Annotated in this window: 14 protein-coding genes; 2 read left to right on the forward strand and 12 right to left on the reverse strand. The window is 75.5% G+C overall.

Annotation, left to right across the window (positions count from 1 at the left end; all coding sequences use genetic code 11):
- Positions 1–3 precede the first annotated feature (3 nt).
- From SK069_RS13430 to SK069_RS13470, 9 genes are all read right to left on the reverse strand, one after another.
- Positions 4–1,491, reverse strand: coding sequence for a substrate-binding domain-containing protein (locus SK069_RS13430; RefSeq protein WP_319954755.1), 1,488 nt, complete (start codon positions 1,489–1,491; stop codon positions 4–6).
- Entirely contained in the window at positions 1,488–2,708 is a 1,221-nt protein-coding gene (locus tag SK069_RS13435; RefSeq protein WP_319954756.1) for a hypothetical protein, read from the reverse strand. The genes SK069_RS13430 and SK069_RS13435 overlap by 4 nt, the downstream gene beginning before the upstream one ends.
- Positions 2,705–4,522 (reverse strand): ArnT family glycosyltransferase, encoded by a 1,818-nt coding sequence (locus SK069_RS13440; RefSeq protein WP_319954757.1) that lies wholly within the window; start codon positions 4,520–4,522, stop codon positions 2,705–2,707. Before SK069_RS13440 ends, SK069_RS13435 begins: the two co-directional genes overlap by 4 nt.
- Positions 4,512–6,821, reverse strand: a complete 2,310-nt coding sequence (locus SK069_RS13445; RefSeq protein ID WP_319954758.1) for a GspE/PulE/PilB domain-containing protein — start codon at positions 6,819–6,821, stop codon at positions 4,512–4,514. The genes SK069_RS13440 and SK069_RS13445 overlap by 11 nt, the downstream gene beginning before the upstream one ends.
- The gene (locus SK069_RS13450) at positions 6,818–6,988 is read right to left on the reverse strand and encodes a hypothetical protein (protein WP_319954759.1); all 171 of its coding nucleotides are present in this window, start codon (positions 6,986–6,988) and stop codon (positions 6,818–6,820) included. The genes SK069_RS13445 and SK069_RS13450 overlap by 4 nt, the downstream gene beginning before the upstream one ends.
- Positions 6,985–7,839, reverse strand: coding sequence for a hypothetical protein (locus SK069_RS13455; protein ID WP_319954760.1), 855 nt, complete (start codon positions 7,837–7,839; stop codon positions 6,985–6,987). Before SK069_RS13455 ends, SK069_RS13450 begins: the two co-directional genes overlap by 4 nt.
- Positions 7,840–8,008: 169 nt before the next feature.
- A complete protein-coding gene (locus tag SK069_RS13460; protein ID WP_319954761.1) occupies positions 8,009–8,719 on the reverse strand; it encodes an alpha/beta fold hydrolase in 711 nt (236 codons plus the stop codon).
- Between the two features lie 58 nt (positions 8,720–8,777).
- Complete coding sequence (locus SK069_RS13465) at positions 8,778–9,836, reverse strand: sigma-70 family RNA polymerase sigma factor (protein WP_319954762.1); 1,059 nt, start codon at positions 9,834–9,836, stop codon at positions 8,778–8,780.
- A gap of 9 nt (positions 9,837–9,845) precedes the next feature.
- Entirely contained in the window at positions 9,846–10,397 is a 552-nt protein-coding gene (locus tag SK069_RS13470; RefSeq protein WP_319954763.1) for a winged helix-turn-helix transcriptional regulator, read from the reverse strand.
- 122 nt (positions 10,398–10,519) lie between these two features.
- On the opposite strand from SK069_RS13470, the gene SK069_RS13475 reads away from it, so the two are divergent.
- Together SK069_RS13475 and SK069_RS13480 are read left to right on the forward strand one after the other, a co-directional pair.
- Positions 10,520–11,917 (forward strand): MFS transporter, encoded by a 1,398-nt coding sequence (locus tag SK069_RS13475; protein WP_319954764.1) that lies wholly within the window; start codon positions 10,520–10,522, stop codon positions 11,915–11,917.
- A 63-nt stretch (positions 11,918–11,980) separates the two neighbouring features.
- Positions 11,981–12,727: an enoyl-CoA hydratase-related protein gene (locus tag SK069_RS13480; RefSeq protein WP_319954765.1), complete on the forward strand. Its 747-nt coding sequence runs from the start codon at positions 11,981–11,983 to the stop codon at positions 12,725–12,727.
- Positions 12,728–12,764: 37 nt separating this feature from the next.
- Here the strand turns inward: SK069_RS13480 and SK069_RS13485 are convergent, their stop codons facing one another.
- The 3 genes from SK069_RS13485 to SK069_RS13495 all read right to left on the reverse strand — a co-directional run bounded on the left by SK069_RS13485 (position 12,765) and on the right by SK069_RS13495 (position 14,984).
- The gene (locus SK069_RS13485; RefSeq protein WP_319954766.1) at positions 12,765–13,241 is read right to left on the reverse strand and encodes a hypothetical protein; all 477 of its coding nucleotides are present in this window, start codon (positions 13,239–13,241) and stop codon (positions 12,765–12,767) included.
- Positions 13,238–13,882 carry a hypothetical protein gene (locus SK069_RS13490; protein WP_319954767.1) on the reverse strand — a complete coding sequence of 215 codons (645 nt, stop codon included), beginning with the start codon at positions 13,880–13,882 and terminating at the stop codon, positions 13,238–13,240. The genes SK069_RS13485 and SK069_RS13490 overlap by 4 nt, the downstream gene beginning before the upstream one ends.
- 94 nt (positions 13,883–13,976) lie before the next feature.
- Complete coding sequence (locus tag SK069_RS13495) at positions 13,977–14,984, reverse strand: collagen-like domain-containing protein (RefSeq protein ID WP_319954768.1); 1,008 nt, start codon at positions 14,982–14,984, stop codon at positions 13,977–13,979.
- Positions 14,985–15,022 lie beyond the last annotated feature (38 nt).

Below are 15,022 nucleotides of genomic sequence, written 5' to 3' on the forward strand. Positions count from 1 at the left end.
ACCCTACGGCGCGGCACCGATGCCCGGGACCCCCGAGGAGGGCGGCGAGGACGGCTGCGCCGGGGTCGTCGTCGTGGTCGTCGTGCCGCGGTCGCCCGACGGCGGGTCCGGGACCGCGATGCGCAGGCGGCGACGCACGCGGTTCGCGCTGGCCGTCGACAGCGGCGTCAGCTCGTCGCGCTGCACGAGCGTGGCGTTCTCGTCGAGCACGTAGGCGATCAGCGTACGGGCGGCGACCGAGGTGAGGCGCCGGTCGTCGCCGTAGACGTAGACGCCGCGCGCGAGCGGGTAGCTCTGCGCGTTGATCGTCGCCTGCGAGGGGAAGCGGCAGTTCGGCGCCTCGGAGTCCCGGCCGCGCCCGTCGCGCGGATCGACCTCGAGCGGGCGCAGCATGTCGGCGTGCGCCTCGTAGTACGGGTAGCTCACGATGCCGAGCCGACCCGGCGCGAGCGTCTCGGCGAGGTTCTGGTTGCGGAACTGCCGGGCGGCCCGCGCCACCGCGACGCGCTCCTGACGATCGGCGACCCGGTTGGCGGACCGCTGGGCGGCGGCCACGCGCTGCGCGTTGCGCCGCCGCAGCCCCTCCGGATCGCGGACCGCCTCCTTGCGTCGGCTGCGGGCGCGGTTCTCGCGCCCGATCTGCGCCACGACCCGCCGCGATGCCTCGTTGACGAGCCGCCGGCGGGTCGCGGCGAACTCGCTGCGACGCCGCTGCGCGTAGCTCGTCCGGTAGGCCGCGACACGGCGATCGAGCAGCGCGACGAGGTCGTCGCCGGAGACGTAGGAGCCGATGCGCGACTCGCCGTCGACGGTGCGCAGGTCCCCGCGCAGGTCGGACGCCAGGAACTCGCCGATCGGCTTGTCGAAGACCACCCGGCCGATGGTCTGCATGACCCCGGAGGACAGCGGCAGCGTCATGGCGCCGAACGGCTTGTCGGCGAAGCCGACGTCCTGCCAGTTGCGGATCGTGGACCCGCGGCGCAGCAGCTGCTGCAGGCCGGCGACCGTCATGCAGTCCCCACCGAGATCGACGCGGTTGCGCGTCACGACGATCGCGGTCGTGAAGCCGATCGTCACCGGACTGCCGACGGAGAGCCCGTTGGCCCGGCAGCGCGCGAGCTCGTCGCGCGAGATCGGACGGGAGGTCTGCAGCAGGTCGATCCGACCGGCGCAGAGATCCTCGAAGCCCGAGTCGGCGGGCTGCACGCGAACGCCGTAGCTCATCGAGCTGTTCCGCGACTGCAGCGCCTCGACGGCGCGCTTCAGCAGCGACTGCTCGCCGGAGACCGAGACCTCGGCGGACCCGTCCGGGCGGCTCGGCAGCGACGAGCGCCGCTGCTGCTCGGCGGCGAGCCGCTCGCGGGCCGCCTCCTCGCGCTGCTCCGCGGCGGCGCGATCGCCCCGGATGACGTCGCTGCCGGTGCTGATGCCGCAGCCGGCGAGGACGAGGGCCGTCGCCGTGCAGGCGAGCACGTGGCGCAGGACGCTCATCGGACCGCCTCCTCGGGTGCGTCGTCGTCCTCGAGCTCGCGACCGAGGTCGACGACCTCGAAGTCGGTGAGCCGCAGCTCGCCGAGCTCGTTGCCGTAGAGCAGCCGACCGTAGTCGACGTTGCTCTGCGCGTAGAGCGTCGGCGCATCGGCGCGATCCACCACGATCGCCCCGTACTCGCGCAGCGCGCGGACGATCGCCCGCGCCGAGCGCTCGCGGACGGTGTCCAGGCGTCCCGTCGAGCCGTCGCCGGTGAGCGTCGAGGCGTCGTCGCCGCCCTCGATCGCCGAGCTGCTGACGAGCGGGTTCGCGCGGTTGATCTCGGCCGGGTCGACGACCGCGGGATCGCTCGTGCGCAGGCGGCCGGCGGCCCGCAGCGCGCGGGTCGCGGCGTCGGCCTTCAGCCGCAGCCGGGCGCCCTCCGGCAGCGAGCCGACCGGCCCCAGGCCGTTCGTCGTCGAGGCGGGCCGCACGAACCGGCCGGCGGCCGGCGACGGCACGGAGATCGCCAGCGCGTGCTCGATCCGCCCGGCCCGGAGCTCCTGGGGGCGGATGAGGCCGGCCAGCAGCGGCACGCCCGAGCCGCGGACGCTCGGCGTGCGCGGCGTGGCGGCGGACTCGAGGATCCCGGCGCCGTCGCCGCTCAGCCGCCAGCGGCGGGAGAACTGGTACGAGATCGTGTCGCCGACGCGACGGGCGCGCCAGAGATCCCAGACGAGGTCCTGCTGCTCGTCGACGAGGATCATCCAGCCGTCGTGGCCGGGGTCGGAGCTCGCGTCGTCCGGCAGCCGCAGCTCGCTCGGGACCGCGCCGCCGCCGGCGACGCAGCGACCCTGGCGGCAGAGGAGCCGCACCGGACGTCCCGTCCCGACGCGGTAGACGGGCGGCGCCCAGCCACGCGTGTTGACGAAGAGCCGGCGACGGTTCAGGCGCGAGCGACGGGAGATGTCGTCCGCGGGGCCGGGCGACTCCGCCGCCAGGCGGATCATCCGGGGGGAGTCCAGGGCGGCGCTCGCGCCCGACACGCGCTGGTTCCAGACGCTGGAGGCCGCGAACGGCCGGACGCCGCCGACGTCGGTCGTCGCGGCGCGCGGCGTCGGCCGCGCGCCGGCCGCCGAGCTCGTGGTGGTCGGACCGTCGTCGCCGGATCCGCAGCCGGCGAGGGCGAGCAGCAGCGCGGTCGCCAGCGCGACCGGCACGGGACGCAGGACGGTCACGGCGCGAGCTCCGGCTGGACGGTGGCGAGGGAGTCCGGTCGGACGCTGCCGGTCGTCGTCGTGCCGGACGTCGAGCCCGACCCGGAGGACGAGCCCGACCCGGACGAGCCGCCGCGCGAGCCGGGCGTCGCCGGCGCGACCGCGCGACGCGGGTCGCTCGCCGAGACGAGCAGGAGCGTCGTCGATCCGACGGAGAAGACCGGCTGCAGCCCGCGGACGCGGCCCCGCGTGGCACCGGGCCACGTGCGCTCGATCGCGTCGCCCCCGGCGCCGGGAGCCACGAGCATGTAGCGCACGCGCCCCCAGGGCGAGCGGATGAGCGACTGGAACGGACCGTCGCCGCGGTCGACGCGGTCGGCGAAGACCTCGGGGCGACCGCTGAGCAGGATGACGCCGGCCGTCGTCGAGTTGTCGGCCAGGACGCTGTCGCGCTGCTTGCCGGCCATCGCCTTGATGAACGCCGCCATCCGCTGGTCGGCGGAGATGCCGACGTTGTAGCCGCCGCGCGACCGCGTGCCCTCCTGGTCCTCGCCCGGGTGCAGCAGGCCGCGCAGGAAGGCCTGCTCGAGGTTCTGGTACGGGTAGCGGTCCATCGCCACGCCGGTGATCGGGATCGACACGGCGAGCCCGACGAGCGTCATCGCCATGCCGGCGGGCCCGCCGACGCGCGAGAGCCACGCGGCGGCGGCGAGGCCGAGGACCGCGATCGGCAGCGCCGAGCGCAGCGACAGGAGCGCGAGGTCGTCGTTGACGACGACGTCGCCGACCATGATCACCACCGCCCCGACGGTGAGCATCGCCAGACCGGTGGCGATCGCGTCGCCGAGGCTCGCGCGCCAGATGAGGGCGACGAGCGCCAGGAGCGTCATCGTCGTCGAGCCGAGCAGCAGCCAGCCGGTGTTCGACAGCAGCGAGCCGACGTCCCACGGCACGGCCGCCGCGGACGCCAGTCCGTGGCTGTCGCCCGTCGACTGCAGCCAGCCGAACGGGTCGCCGGCGATGACCCAGCAGACGACGATCCAGACGACGATCGACGCGAACGGCGGGGCGAGCACCGTCGTGACGAGCCCCTCCCGCTCGCGCTCGTCGGCCCCGTGACGCACGAGGGCCAGGTAGATGACGAGCATGATCAGCGGCGCCCAGATCATGAACCCGAACCGGGTCACGCAGAGCAGGCCCAGGGCGATGCCCACGCCGGCCACGAACCGCGGCTGGTCCTCGATGACCCACGTGAAGAGGAAGTAGAGCGCGCCGGAGAGGGCGGCGACGTAGACCATGTCCGGCAGCCCGGTGCCGGCGTAGAAGAGCAGGCGCGGGTTCGCCGCGACGAGCAGCACGGCCACGAGGCGGAACGCCATCGGCATCCCGCAGCGCGCGAACGTCCGGTGGACGAACAGCAGCGCGATCGCGGCCCAGAAGCCCGAGGCGACCGGGAGCGCCACGAGGGAGCTCGCCAGCGGCTTGACGAGGGCGAAGGGCAGCAGCGCGATCGTCTGCAGCGGCGGCTGGTCGAAGCCGATCGCGGCGAGCTTCGCCGGGTCGTTGTGCCAGACGTAGAACGCCCGGCTCATCGCGCTCAGCGCGTCGCCGGGGACGATGTGCTGGACGACCACCGCGTGGTAGCCGATGCCGGCGAAGATCGCCCACCCGAGGAGGAAGACGAGCAGCGCCTCGCCCCAGTGGACCGGCACGGGAGCCGGGACGTCGTCCGGGCGGCGTGGCGCCGCCGGACCGAGGTCGGACGGGACCGGCGTGTCGAGGAGCTGGGCGACCGGACGGCGCCCGCGCGCCGCGACCTCGAGCTCAGCCGACATGGGTCGGGCTTCCCGAGGACGTCGTCGACGAGGTGGCGGCCGAGCCCGGGGCCGGGCCGAGGGCTCCGGCCGGCGCAGGCGCGGGACCGGACGCCGGCAGCGCGGGCGCGTGGCTGGCGTCGAGCCCGTGGACCGTCTTCTCCCAGTAGAACGGGTTCGTGACGAGCTGCCGGAACCCCTTCCAGGCGGCCATCGACATGAAGCCCCAGTAGATCGGCGTGAAGAGCGCGTACCGGACGAGCTGGAAGTACCCGCGGTGGATCGTGCCCGCGAGGTTCGCGTAAATGAAGACGAAGTTGCCCACGAGCAGCTGCGCGACCGCGGCGTAGAACACGAAGCCGGGGAACATCTCGCGGATGAACCCGAGCTGGGTCAGCGTGAAGAGCGTCGTGAGGAACCAGCTGACCGGGTTGAAGAGGAAGGTCAGGCTGCCGCCGACGATCAGCTGGAAGCTGATGAACCCGCGCAGCCCGAGCTGCCGGAACGTCCGGATCGGGTGGCGCATGTGGACGAGGTACGTCTGGAAGTACCCCTTGATCCAGCGCGACCGCTGGCGGATCCAGTTGTGGATGTCCGAGTTGGCCTCCTCGTAGGTCGAGGAGTCCACGACGGCCGTGTGGTAGCCGGCCCGCGCCAGGCGGATGCCGAGGTCGGCGTCCTCCGTGACGTTGTACGGGTCCCACGCGCCGAGCTCGAGGAGCTTGTCGGTCCGGAAGTGGTTCGAGGTGCCGCCGAGCGGGATCGGCGCGTTCGCCGCGTCGAGCCCCGGCAGCATGAGGTCGAACCACATCGAGTACTCCGCCGTGAACCAGCGCGTGAGCAGGTTCTGGTCGGCGTTGAAGTAGTTCAGCTTGCCCTGGATGCAGACGACGTCGTCCGGGGCCTTGCGGAACGCGACGACGACCTTCTTCAGCTGGTCGGCGTCGGGGCGGTCCTCGGCGTCGTAGATGACGGTGATCTCGCCGGCGGCCTGGATCATCCCGAAGTTGCAGGCCTTCGGCTTCGTCTTCGGCAGGCTGTCGGGGACGATGACGAGCTTGAAGTGGGCCGGCAGGTTCAGCGCCCGGATCGCGTCGATCGTCTCGTCGTCGTCGGCCTCGCAGAGGAGGCGGACGTCGAGCTTGTGCCGGGGGTAGTCGAGCCCGTGGATGCCGTTGACGAGCCGCGGGATGACCGCGGCCTCGTGGAACAGCGGCACGAGGATCGTGTAGACCGGCAGCGTCCGCGGGTCGAGCTCGGCGATCTCCTCGTCGGTGACGTCGACGCGCGCGTGCCGGCCGAGGCTCTGGAGGATGAGCCGCAGCTTGTACAGCGAGACCGAGAGGTGGAACGCGCTGTAGAGGCCGAAGACCACGGCGAGCGTGATGATCGGCTCCCAGATCACGCAGCCGACGAAGACGATGGCGACGAGCAGGAGGAAGAGCTTCTGCGCCGTGGTCGCCACGACGCTGCCGGAGTTCTCCGGGTCGGTGAGCTGCAGCAGGTCGACGGCGGTCCGCGAGTACGCGTGCTCGTTGAGCCGCTGGAGCAGCTGGTCGATCTGCGTGGGCGTCGCCAGCGCCTCCTGGACGGTGAGCTCGGTGACCTCGGCGAGGCGGTCGAGCTCGTCGTCGTCGAGGCGGTCGTGCGCCGCGACGAGGAGGTTCCCCTCGCGGATGGCGATCGGGACGATCCGCAGCTCGCGCTGGACGACCTCGGGCACCTCGGCGAGCGCCGCGGGCTCGGGCTCGACGGCGCCGAGGTCCACCGCCGGCAGGCGGTGCAGGCGCGCGAGCGCGCGCAGCAGGGCGGCCTCGTCGATCAGGCCGTCGTGCAGCAGCAGCTCGCCGAGCCGGCCACCGGCCTGCTCCTGGTAGCGCAGCGCGGCGTCGATCGCGATCGGCGACACGGCGCCGTGCGCGATGAGGATGTCGCCCAGGCGCGAGCGCCGCAGGTCCTCGGTCTCGTGCTCGCCGTGCAGCTCCTCGGGCGGGAACCGCCGGTCGATCGCGTGAGCCAGGTCGTCGGCCGCCGCGACGACGAGGCGCACCGGCCGCCCGAACCGGCGCTCGAGCGCCGTGCCGCCGTCGTGCGCGGCGGGGTCCACGACCGCGACGGTGACCTGCCCGTCGTGGAAGGCGAGCGGCAGGGCGCGCAGCTCGCGCGACTCGGCCTCCGACAGGAGCCCGGCCACGAGCGGACCGGGGGGCGGCTGCTCGGCGAGGTTGACGAGCTCGATCCCGAGCCGCTCGGCGGTCCGGCGGGCCCAGGCGGCGGCGAGCGAGTCGCCGCCGGCGCGGCCGCGGTCGTGGTCGCTCATGCGGCGCCCTCCGGGGACCCGGCGCTCGCCCGGTTGCGGGCGCGACGCGCCTGCCAGCTCATGACGAGGAACGCCACCGCGATGACGATCAGCGGCACGGCGAGGAAGACGACGAAGAAGACGGCGAAGAGCAGCGCGGCGAGCGTGCCGGCGAGGATCGGCTTCACGACCCGCTCCCGAACTCGACGACGATCCGGCCCTGCGCGAGGTAGCAGCGCTCGACCGCGCGGCCGAGCTCCGTGCGCAGGAGCCCCGCCAGCGGCGCGGGCCGGGTGAGCGCCACCCGCAGGACGACCTCGGTGTCGTCGAACGCCACGACGCCGACGCTCTCGATGACGGGCAGGGCCGCGAGCCGGTCGACGATCCCGTCGAGGTCGCCGAGGTCCAGGAGCGGCCCGAGCACGATCTCGACGACGTCCGAGCTGATGAGCGGGACGCCCTCCAGGCCCGCGTCGACCGGACGGGCGCTCGGACCCGCGCCGTAGGAGGCCCAGGCCGCCTGGCTCTCGCTGACGTCCTCGGCGACCGCGAGCTCCCCGTCCACGTGCTGCTCGCGCGGCGCGAGGGCCCCGGCGTGCCGGACGACGTCGCGGCCGCCGTGCCCGTCGTCCCCGAGCGGATCCGTCCCGGTCGAGAGCGGGACGTCGGCGTCGGGCGGCGGGTCGAAGCCCATCATCGCCACGCCCTGCTGCTCGGCCTGCTGCGCCTGCAGCGCGGCGTGGGCGGCCTGCGTGCGGGCGACGGGGTCGAGGGACACGGCCTCCTCGGCCGCCGTCGGCGGAAGCGGCCCGTCCTCCGCCGGCCCGGCGGCCGGGCCGACGTCCTCCCCACCCGCGTCCGTCGTGGACGGCACGGGGCCGCCGAGCGTCTCCTCGGCGTCCGCCGCGCTCGCGGCGAGGATCATCGCGGCCGCGGCGAGGGCGCGGCTGGCCTCGCCGACCGCGATCCGCAGCTCGTCGAGCGAGCGGCGCAGGGCGGCGAGCTCGGCGCCGTCGGGTTGATGGGAGTGCTCAGGCATGGTTCTGGGGGCCGGGACGGCGCGACGGACCCGCGGACGCGGGTGGCCCGGCGCCGAGGGTAGCGGCGGCCGGACCGCCCGACGCGGGCTGCACGGTCTTTCTCGTCGAACGGGCTGGCTGCCCCCGTTCCCCGAACCGTCCTCCCCGACACCTGTCCATGTCGCAGCGTCATCCCGTCGGAGGAGGGCGGCGTCCCCCGATGGTCCGGCCAGGACCGTCCGGCAGCCCCTCCAGCAGGGCCGTCGCGACCGCGTCCGGGCGGCTGATCGGCGCGTAGTGGCCGCCGGCGACGAGCTCGGGCTCCAGCGCGAGGCGCTCCGCCACGACCCGCCGCTGGAACGCCGGGGGGAAGAAGCGGTCGTCGGCGGCCAGCAGGACGCGGGTCGGCACGTCCGGCCAGCGCGGCAGCGGCCACGGCTCGGCCATCGCGCGGGCCTGGACGTCGCGCTCGTGCACGCGCGCCTCGGCGATCAGCGCGGCGGGGACGTCGTGGTAGAACGCCGCGTCGTCGTCGGTGCCCTCCAGCTCGCCGTGGCCGGTGTCCGTCCACCAGTCCGCGACGGACTCCCCGGCCCGGGGGATCATCGCCGCGAGCAGCACGAGCTGGGCGACGGGCCGGCGCGCGGCCACCAGGGGCGCGGTGAAGCCGCCGAGGGAGTGCCCGACGACGACCGGCGCCGGCGCGTCCGCGGGCATCGCGTCCACCACCGCGTCGGCGAGATCCCACAGCCCGGCGTCCGCGTCGTCGGTGGGCAGGTCGACGGCGAGCACGGCGTGCCCGGCGGCCTCCAGGCGCGGAGCCACGCGGTGCCAGTCCCAGCGGCTGCCCCCGCCGCCGTGGACGAGGACGAAGAGGTGACGGCGCGGCGCGAGCTCCATGCCCGTATCGACCGGCACCCGCCGCCGGACTCATCGGCCGCGCCCGGCGGGGACGGTCTCAGGGCAGCTCGGGCGGCAGGCCGAAGCGCGCGAACAGCTCGGGCTGCACGAACCCGGTGACCTCGCGGATCCGTCCGCCGTCGAGCGTCAGCACCTGCAGGACCGTCGGCCGGTGGGCGCCGGCCGCGTCGTCCCACGAGTACGTGCCGAAGGCCGGCTGGCCGCTCGCGGACGTGGCGACGACCCGCACGCGCCGCCGTCCCAGCGCGTCGTAGACGCGGCCGTTGAACGCCCAGTCGCGGAGGAACGTCCGGAAGCCGGCACCGCGGAACCACGTCGCCATCGGCGGCATCGTGATGACCGCGTCCTCGACGAGCATCGCCTCGATCGCGGCGACGTCGCCGGCCTCCCACGCCGCGAGGTAGCCGTCGACGATCTCGCGCAGCCGCTCGTCGCCGAGCGCGCGCAGCGTCGCCTGCTGGCTCTGGGCCGGCAGCTTCTCCTCGACGGTGCGCCGGGCCCGCTGCAGCGCGCTGTTCACGGAGGCGACCGTCGTGTCGAGGGTGTCGGCGACCTCCTTCGCGGAGTAGCCGAGGACCTCGAAGAGGATGAGCGCGGCGCGCTGGCGGGCCGACAGGTGCTGCAGCGCGGCGACGAACGCGAGCTCGACCGACTCGCGCTGCGCGTAGCGCGCGGCGGGTGCGGCCGGACCGGCGGGGTGGTCGGCGTCGCCGAGCCAGGCGTCGGGGAACGGCTCGATCCAGACGGACTCCGTCAGCGGCCGTCCCGGTCCGAGCGCGGCGTCGGACTCGGGGCCGAGGTCCAGCGGGGTGACGCGCTTGCGCCCGCGCGCGATCGCGTCGAGGCAGACGTTCGTGGCGATCGAGGAGAGCCAGGAGCGCGGGGAGCTGCGGCCCTCGAAGCCCGGCAGCCCGCGCCAGGCGCGCAGGAGCGTCTCCTGGACCGCGTCCTCGGCGTCGTGCAGCGAGCCGAGCATCCGGTAGCAGTGCGCCTGGAGCTCGCGTCGACGGGGCTCGACGAGGCGGCCGAACGCCGCCTCGTCGCCGCGGCGGGCGGCGGCGAGCAGCGCGCGGTCCTCGGCGGCGGTCCCGGCCATGCCCGCAACCTACCCGGCGGCGCGGTCCCCGCCGGCCGGAAGGCCGGGCGCCCCCCGCCGATCCCCGTCGCCCGGTCGCGCCCAGCGCCGCAGCGGGTGGTCGGGGCCGGCACCGGGGCCCGGGCGCGGCGTGACCTCGCGGGGGTCGAGCCGCTCGCCGCAGCAGCCGCAGACGACGACCGCGTGCGTGTCGCAGCCGCAGGCCTCGTGGCGCAGCAGCGTCGGGGGGCCGTCGGGCAGGCCCGTGTGGCGATCGCCCCAGTCCATGAGCGCGGCGACGATCGGGTAGAGCTCGAGTCCCGCCGCGGTCAGGCGGTACTCGTAGCGGACGCGCTCGCCGGCCTCGTCGTAGGGCCGGCGCTCCAGCACGCCGCGCTCCTCGAGCATCCGCAAGCGGTCCGTCAGGACGTTGCGCGCGACCCCGGTCCCGCGCTGGAAGTCCTCGAAGGTCCGCGCGCGGAGGAACGCCGCCTGGAGGATCCGGAAGACCCATCGCTCGCCGAGGATCGCCGAGGCCCGCGAGACGGAGCAGTCGATGGTCGCGAGCTCGTCGTGCCGCACGGGTCCAGCCTAGCGCCCGCGCCGCCGGTGAGTTGCAGATCGCAACGCTCACCCCTAGGGTGCGTTGCGATTCGCAACCCAGGGCGGCGCCCGTCGCCCGGGAACCCGGACCGGAGCACCCGATGACCCGACGCACGCTCGCGCTCGTCGCCCTCTGCGGCGGCGCCTTCCTCGGCTTCCTCGACGCGACGATCGTGAACGTCGCGTTCCCGGACATCCGGGCCTCGTTCCCCGAGGCCGGCACCTCGGAGCTCTCCTGGATCCTCGACGGGTACTTCATCGCGCTCGCCGCGTTCCTCATCCCGGCCGGCGGCATCGCCGACCGGATCGGGCGCCGGCGCGTCTTCGTCGGCGGGATCGCCGCCTTCTCGCTCGCCAGCGCGCTCTGCGCCGTCGCGCCGACCTGGGAGACGCTGATCGCCGCGCGGATCCTCCAGGGCCTCGCCGCGGCCGTCGCGACGCCGTCGTCGCTGGCGCTCCTGCTGCCGCTCTTCCCGGTCGAGCGACGGGCGCAGGGCGTCGGCATCTGGGGCGCGTCGGCCGCGCTGGCGGCGGCCTGCGGACCGCCGCTCGGCGGGCTGCTCGTCGAGGTCGCCGACTGGCGCTGGATCTTCCTCGTGAACCTGCCGCTGGGCCTGCTCGTCGTGCTCGTCGCCCTGCGGACGCTCGACGAGCAGCGCGACGAGCAGGCGACCGGCCTCCCGGACCTCGGGGCCTCCGTGCTCGCCGCACTCGGCCTCGGGCTGCTCGCCCTGGCGATCGTCGAGGGCGAGCGGTGGGGATGGACGAGCGCGGGCACCCTCGGCTCCGCGGCCGCCGCCGTCGCCCTCACCGCGCTCGTCGCGCGCCGCTGCGCGACGCACCCGCGGCCGCTCGTCGACCCGGCGCTGCTGCGCTTCGCCGGGTTCCGCTGGGGCAACCTCGGGACCCTCCTGTTCGCGATGGCGTTCTTCGCGACGATCCTCGGGAACATCCTCTTCCTCACCGGGGTCTGGCGCTACTCCGTGCTCGACGCCGGCCTGGCGACCGTGCCGGGCCCGCTGGCCAGCGCGCTCGTCGCCGGTCCCGCCGGCCGCCTCGCCGACCGGCTCGGCCACCGCGCGGTGATCGTGCCGGGCGCGCTCGTCTACGCCTGCGGGCTGCTGCTCCTGCGCGGCGCCGGCGACGAGCCCGACTGGGTCGGGACGTGGCTCCCGGCCATGACGCTCACCGGGATCGGCATCGGGCTCGCGTTCCCGACGCTCGGCGCCGCGGCGGCCGCGGACGTCCCGCCCGAGCGGTTCGGCGTGGCGAGCGCCGTCAACGGCGCGTTCCGGCAGTTCGGGGCGGTGCTGGGCACCGCGATCCTCGTGGCGATCGTCGGCGAGCCGACGACGCTCGCCGGGGCGAGCGCGGCGGCCGACGACGGGTACCTCTTCGGGATCGTCGCCGCCCTGCTCGCCGGCGGCGCGGCCCTCGCGCTGCGCCCGCGCGCCCGTCCGGCGGCCGTCGACCCCGCGCCCGAGGCGGCCGCCGCCTGAGCCTGGCGCGGACGCCGACCCGCCGGCCCGCGGACGCTCGTGCCGCGGGGTAGCGTCCCGCGCGTGAGCGACGAGATCCTGATCGAGCGCGACGGCGGCGTCGCGACCATCCGCCTGAACGCCCCGGAGCGGCGCAACGCGCTGACCGTCGAGATGGCGCAGGCCCTGATCGACGCCTGCGACGCGCTCGACGCCGACGCGACGGTCGGGGCCGTCGTCGTCACCGGCGAGGGCGGCTACTTCTCCGCCGGCGGCGATCGGCCGACGCTGGCGGCGGCGGGCGAGCGGCCGGCCGATCCCGAGGAGTACGACGGGATGAGCACGCTCTACCGCTCGTTCGCGCGGGTCGGCGAGCTCGCCGTGCCGACGATCGCGGCGATCGTCGGCGGTGCGGTCGGCGCCGGCATGAACCTCGCGATGGCCACGGACCTGCGGATCGTCGCGAGCGACGCGCAGCTCCTCTCCGGGTTCATCCCGATCGGCCTGCACCCCGGCGGCGGCCACGGCGTGCTGCTCGGCCGCAGCGGCAACCGCGAGGCGACGAACGCCCTGGCGCTCTTCGGCCAGCGGATCGACGGCGCGCGGGCCGTGACCCTCGGCTTCGCGTGGGAGGCCGTCGCGGCGGCCGACGTCGTCGCGCGCGCCCAGGAGCTCGCGGCGATCCCAGGCGCCGACCCGGCCCTCGCGCGCCGGACGGCCCGCTCGCTGCGGATCGAGCTCGGCCCGCCGGCGATCTCGTGGCCGGCTGCGCTGGAGCTCGAGCGGCCGTCGCAGATGTGGTCGATGCGCCGCAAGGACCTGGCGGGCTGAGCGGCCGCCGCCGGGACGACCGGCGGAGGCCGGCCGCTCAGCCGCGCAGCAGCTGCTCGATCCCGCCGTCGACCCGCCAGGGGACGCCGGGATCGGTCGCGCGCGGCGCGACGAAGTCGTCGCGCACGAGCGTGAAGCGCAGGTCCAGTCCGCGCCCGGTGACGCGCACCACCGCGCGCTCGCCGGCCACCCGGGTCGTGAAGTCGAGCTTCGAGATCGTCCGGTCCGACGCGGACGGCTCGTCCGTCTGGCCCGGCAGCACCGCCGCGACCTTCCCGAGCGCCCCTCGGCAGGACCCGGCGGGGCCCTCGTCGAGGCGCCGCTGCTCGCGCTGGGTGAGCAGCGCGCAGGCGCGCGCGCCATTCGCCTGGCCGACGGTCGCCAGCAGCAGCCGCCCGACCGCGGTCCGCGGGTCGTCGTCGGGGAACCGCTCGGCGTCGCCGCACCCGCTCGCGCCCCAGGCGACGAGCGCCGCGGCGCCGAGAGTCAGGACCCGGGCGGCGCCCGGCCTCACCCCTCGTCCTCGTCGTCGGCGTAGAGCGACTCGCGCGCGAGCTCCTTGCCGCTGCCGTCGACGATCCGGACCTCGAGCGTGTCGCCGTGGTAGTCGTCGGGCGCCAGCAGCGTGAACGCGCCCTCGCGCAGCGGGCAGCGGTCGACGACCGTCTCGTCGAGGACGGCCACGGCGTGATCGCCGCCGGAGACGAGCGCGCGGCCCCACACGAGGGTCATCGCCGCGGTGTCGCCGTCGCCTCGCCAGGAGCCGACGACGGCGTCGCAGAGGTCGATCGTCCAGTCCGGGTTGTTCTCGGCGAGCTCGCTCGTGACGTCGGCCTCGCCCTCGAGCGCGCGCGGCTCGGAGCCGTCGTCGCCGGCGGGCACGTAGCGGACGTGGCCGTAGACCTCGAGGCCCGTCGACGTGCGCGTGGAGACCGGCACGAACGTCCGGCCGTGCCACGTGCGGTCCGGGTACCAGGTGAACTCGCCGGCCTCGCCGATGCCGTCGGCGGGCCACTCCTCGTCCGGGTCGAGCTCGACCTCGCCGACGGCGGTGTCGAAGGCCGCCTTCAGCCGCGCGGCCCAGCGGCCGTACGGCGCGGTCTCCTGCGGCGGCTCGGCCGCGTAGCGGGGCAGGAAGCGCTCGAGCTCAGGCATCGGGCGCCAGTCTAGGGACACCTCCGCGCCCGGCGGCGACGCGCCACGCCCTCGGGCGGGTGGCGCCCCGACCGGCGCAGGAGCGCCGGTCCGCTCAGGGAGCGACCCAGGTGAACGACATGTTCGTCGTCGGCAGGCTCGGGTCGAGCGTCGCGTCCGGGCCGCGCGTGTAGAGGGCGATCTCGACGTAGTCGTTGCGCTCGAGCCGGGCGACGGTGCTGACCACCTGCTGCAGCCCCTGGCCCGGGGTGTTCGTGCGGGTGTCGGCGGCGAGGAACTCGCTGCGCGACCGGTGGATGCCGATCGTCCGGGTCGCGGTGTCGGCCTGCGACGGCCACTCGACCGAGGCGGTGATGAGGTACGTGCCGGCCCGCGCGGGACGGATCCAGCTCGACGCGGTGCACTCCTCGTCGTGGATCGACGTCGCGTCGTAGACCTCGGTCCGCCAGACGAGCCACTGCGCGTAGCTCTTGTTGCCCAGGACGGTCTTCGTGCCCGTCCCGCAGTAGACGATCGGGTTGCGCAGGCGGACCGCGGGGAGCGCCGCCTGGTGCTCGGGGCCGACGCTGCCGGCGGCCAGGCCCGGGTTCGGGAAGCTGCCGGTCAGGACGCCGCCGGCGGGGCCGGTCGACGGGCCGGCGGGCCCCTCCGGTCCGGCGGGGCCGCGCTCCCCGGCCGGACCGCGCGCGCCGGTGTCGCCCTGCGGCCCCGCTGCGCCGGGCTCGCCCGGCGTACCGGCCGGCCCCGCGTCGCCGGCCGGCCCCTGCGGACCGGCGGGGCCGCGGGCGCCGGCCTCGCCCCGGGGGCCGGGCTCGCCCCGCCCGCCGGCCTCGCCGCGGGCTCCGGCATCGCCCTTCGCACCGGCGGGGCCTCGTGCGCCGGCCGGGAGGTCGCCGCGACGGAAGTCCCGCGCGCGCAGGGAGCGGTCGCGGACGTCGGCGGAGGTCACGCTGCCGTCCTTGATGTCGCGGCCGGTGATCATCACCGCCGCGGTCGCGGTCGAGCCGAGCGACACGAAGAGCGCCAGCAGCGCCAGCAGGTGCGCCGAGCTCACGCTGGGACGGCGGCGCAGGGCGCGGAGGACGGGACGGGGACCGGGCACCCGGCGATCGTGCCCGGGCCGTCGGCCCGCCACATCGG

The sequence above is a fragment of the Patulibacter brassicae genome, from assembly GCF_033949425.1.
Classification (GTDB): domain Bacteria; phylum Actinomycetota; class Thermoleophilia; order Solirubrobacterales; family Solirubrobacteraceae; genus Patulibacter; species Patulibacter brassicae.

Bases quoted from the DNA above. Each gene is read 5' to 3' on its own strand.
- SK069_RS13430 (WP_319954755.1), bottom strand. From the start codon at position 1,491: ATGAGCGTCCTGCGCCACGTGCTCGCCTGCACGGCGACGGCCCTCGTC.
- SK069_RS13440 (WP_319954757.1), bottom strand. From the start codon at position 4,522: ATGTCGGCTGAGCTCGAGGTCGCGGCGCGCGGGCGCCGTCCGGTCGCC.
- SK069_RS13445 (WP_319954758.1), bottom strand. From the start codon at position 6,821: ATGAGCGACCACGACCGCGGCCGCGCCGGCGGCGACTCGCTCGCCGCC.
- SK069_RS13455 (WP_319954760.1), bottom strand. From the start codon at position 7,839: ATGCCTGAGCACTCCCATCAACCCGACGGCGCCGAGCTCGCCGCCCTG.
- SK069_RS13460 (WP_319954761.1), bottom strand. From the start codon at position 8,719: ATGGAGCTCGCGCCGCGCCGTCACCTCTTCGTCCTCGTCCACGGCGGC.
- SK069_RS13465 (WP_319954762.1), bottom strand. From the start codon at position 9,836: ATGGCCGGGACCGCCGCCGAGGACCGCGCGCTGCTCGCCGCCGCCCGC.
- SK069_RS13475 (WP_319954764.1), top strand. From the start codon at position 10,520: ATGACCCGACGCACGCTCGCGCTCGTCGCCCTCTGCGGCGGCGCCTTC.
- SK069_RS13490 (WP_319954767.1), bottom strand. From the start codon at position 13,882: ATGCCTGAGCTCGAGCGCTTCCTGCCCCGCTACGCGGCCGAGCCGCCG.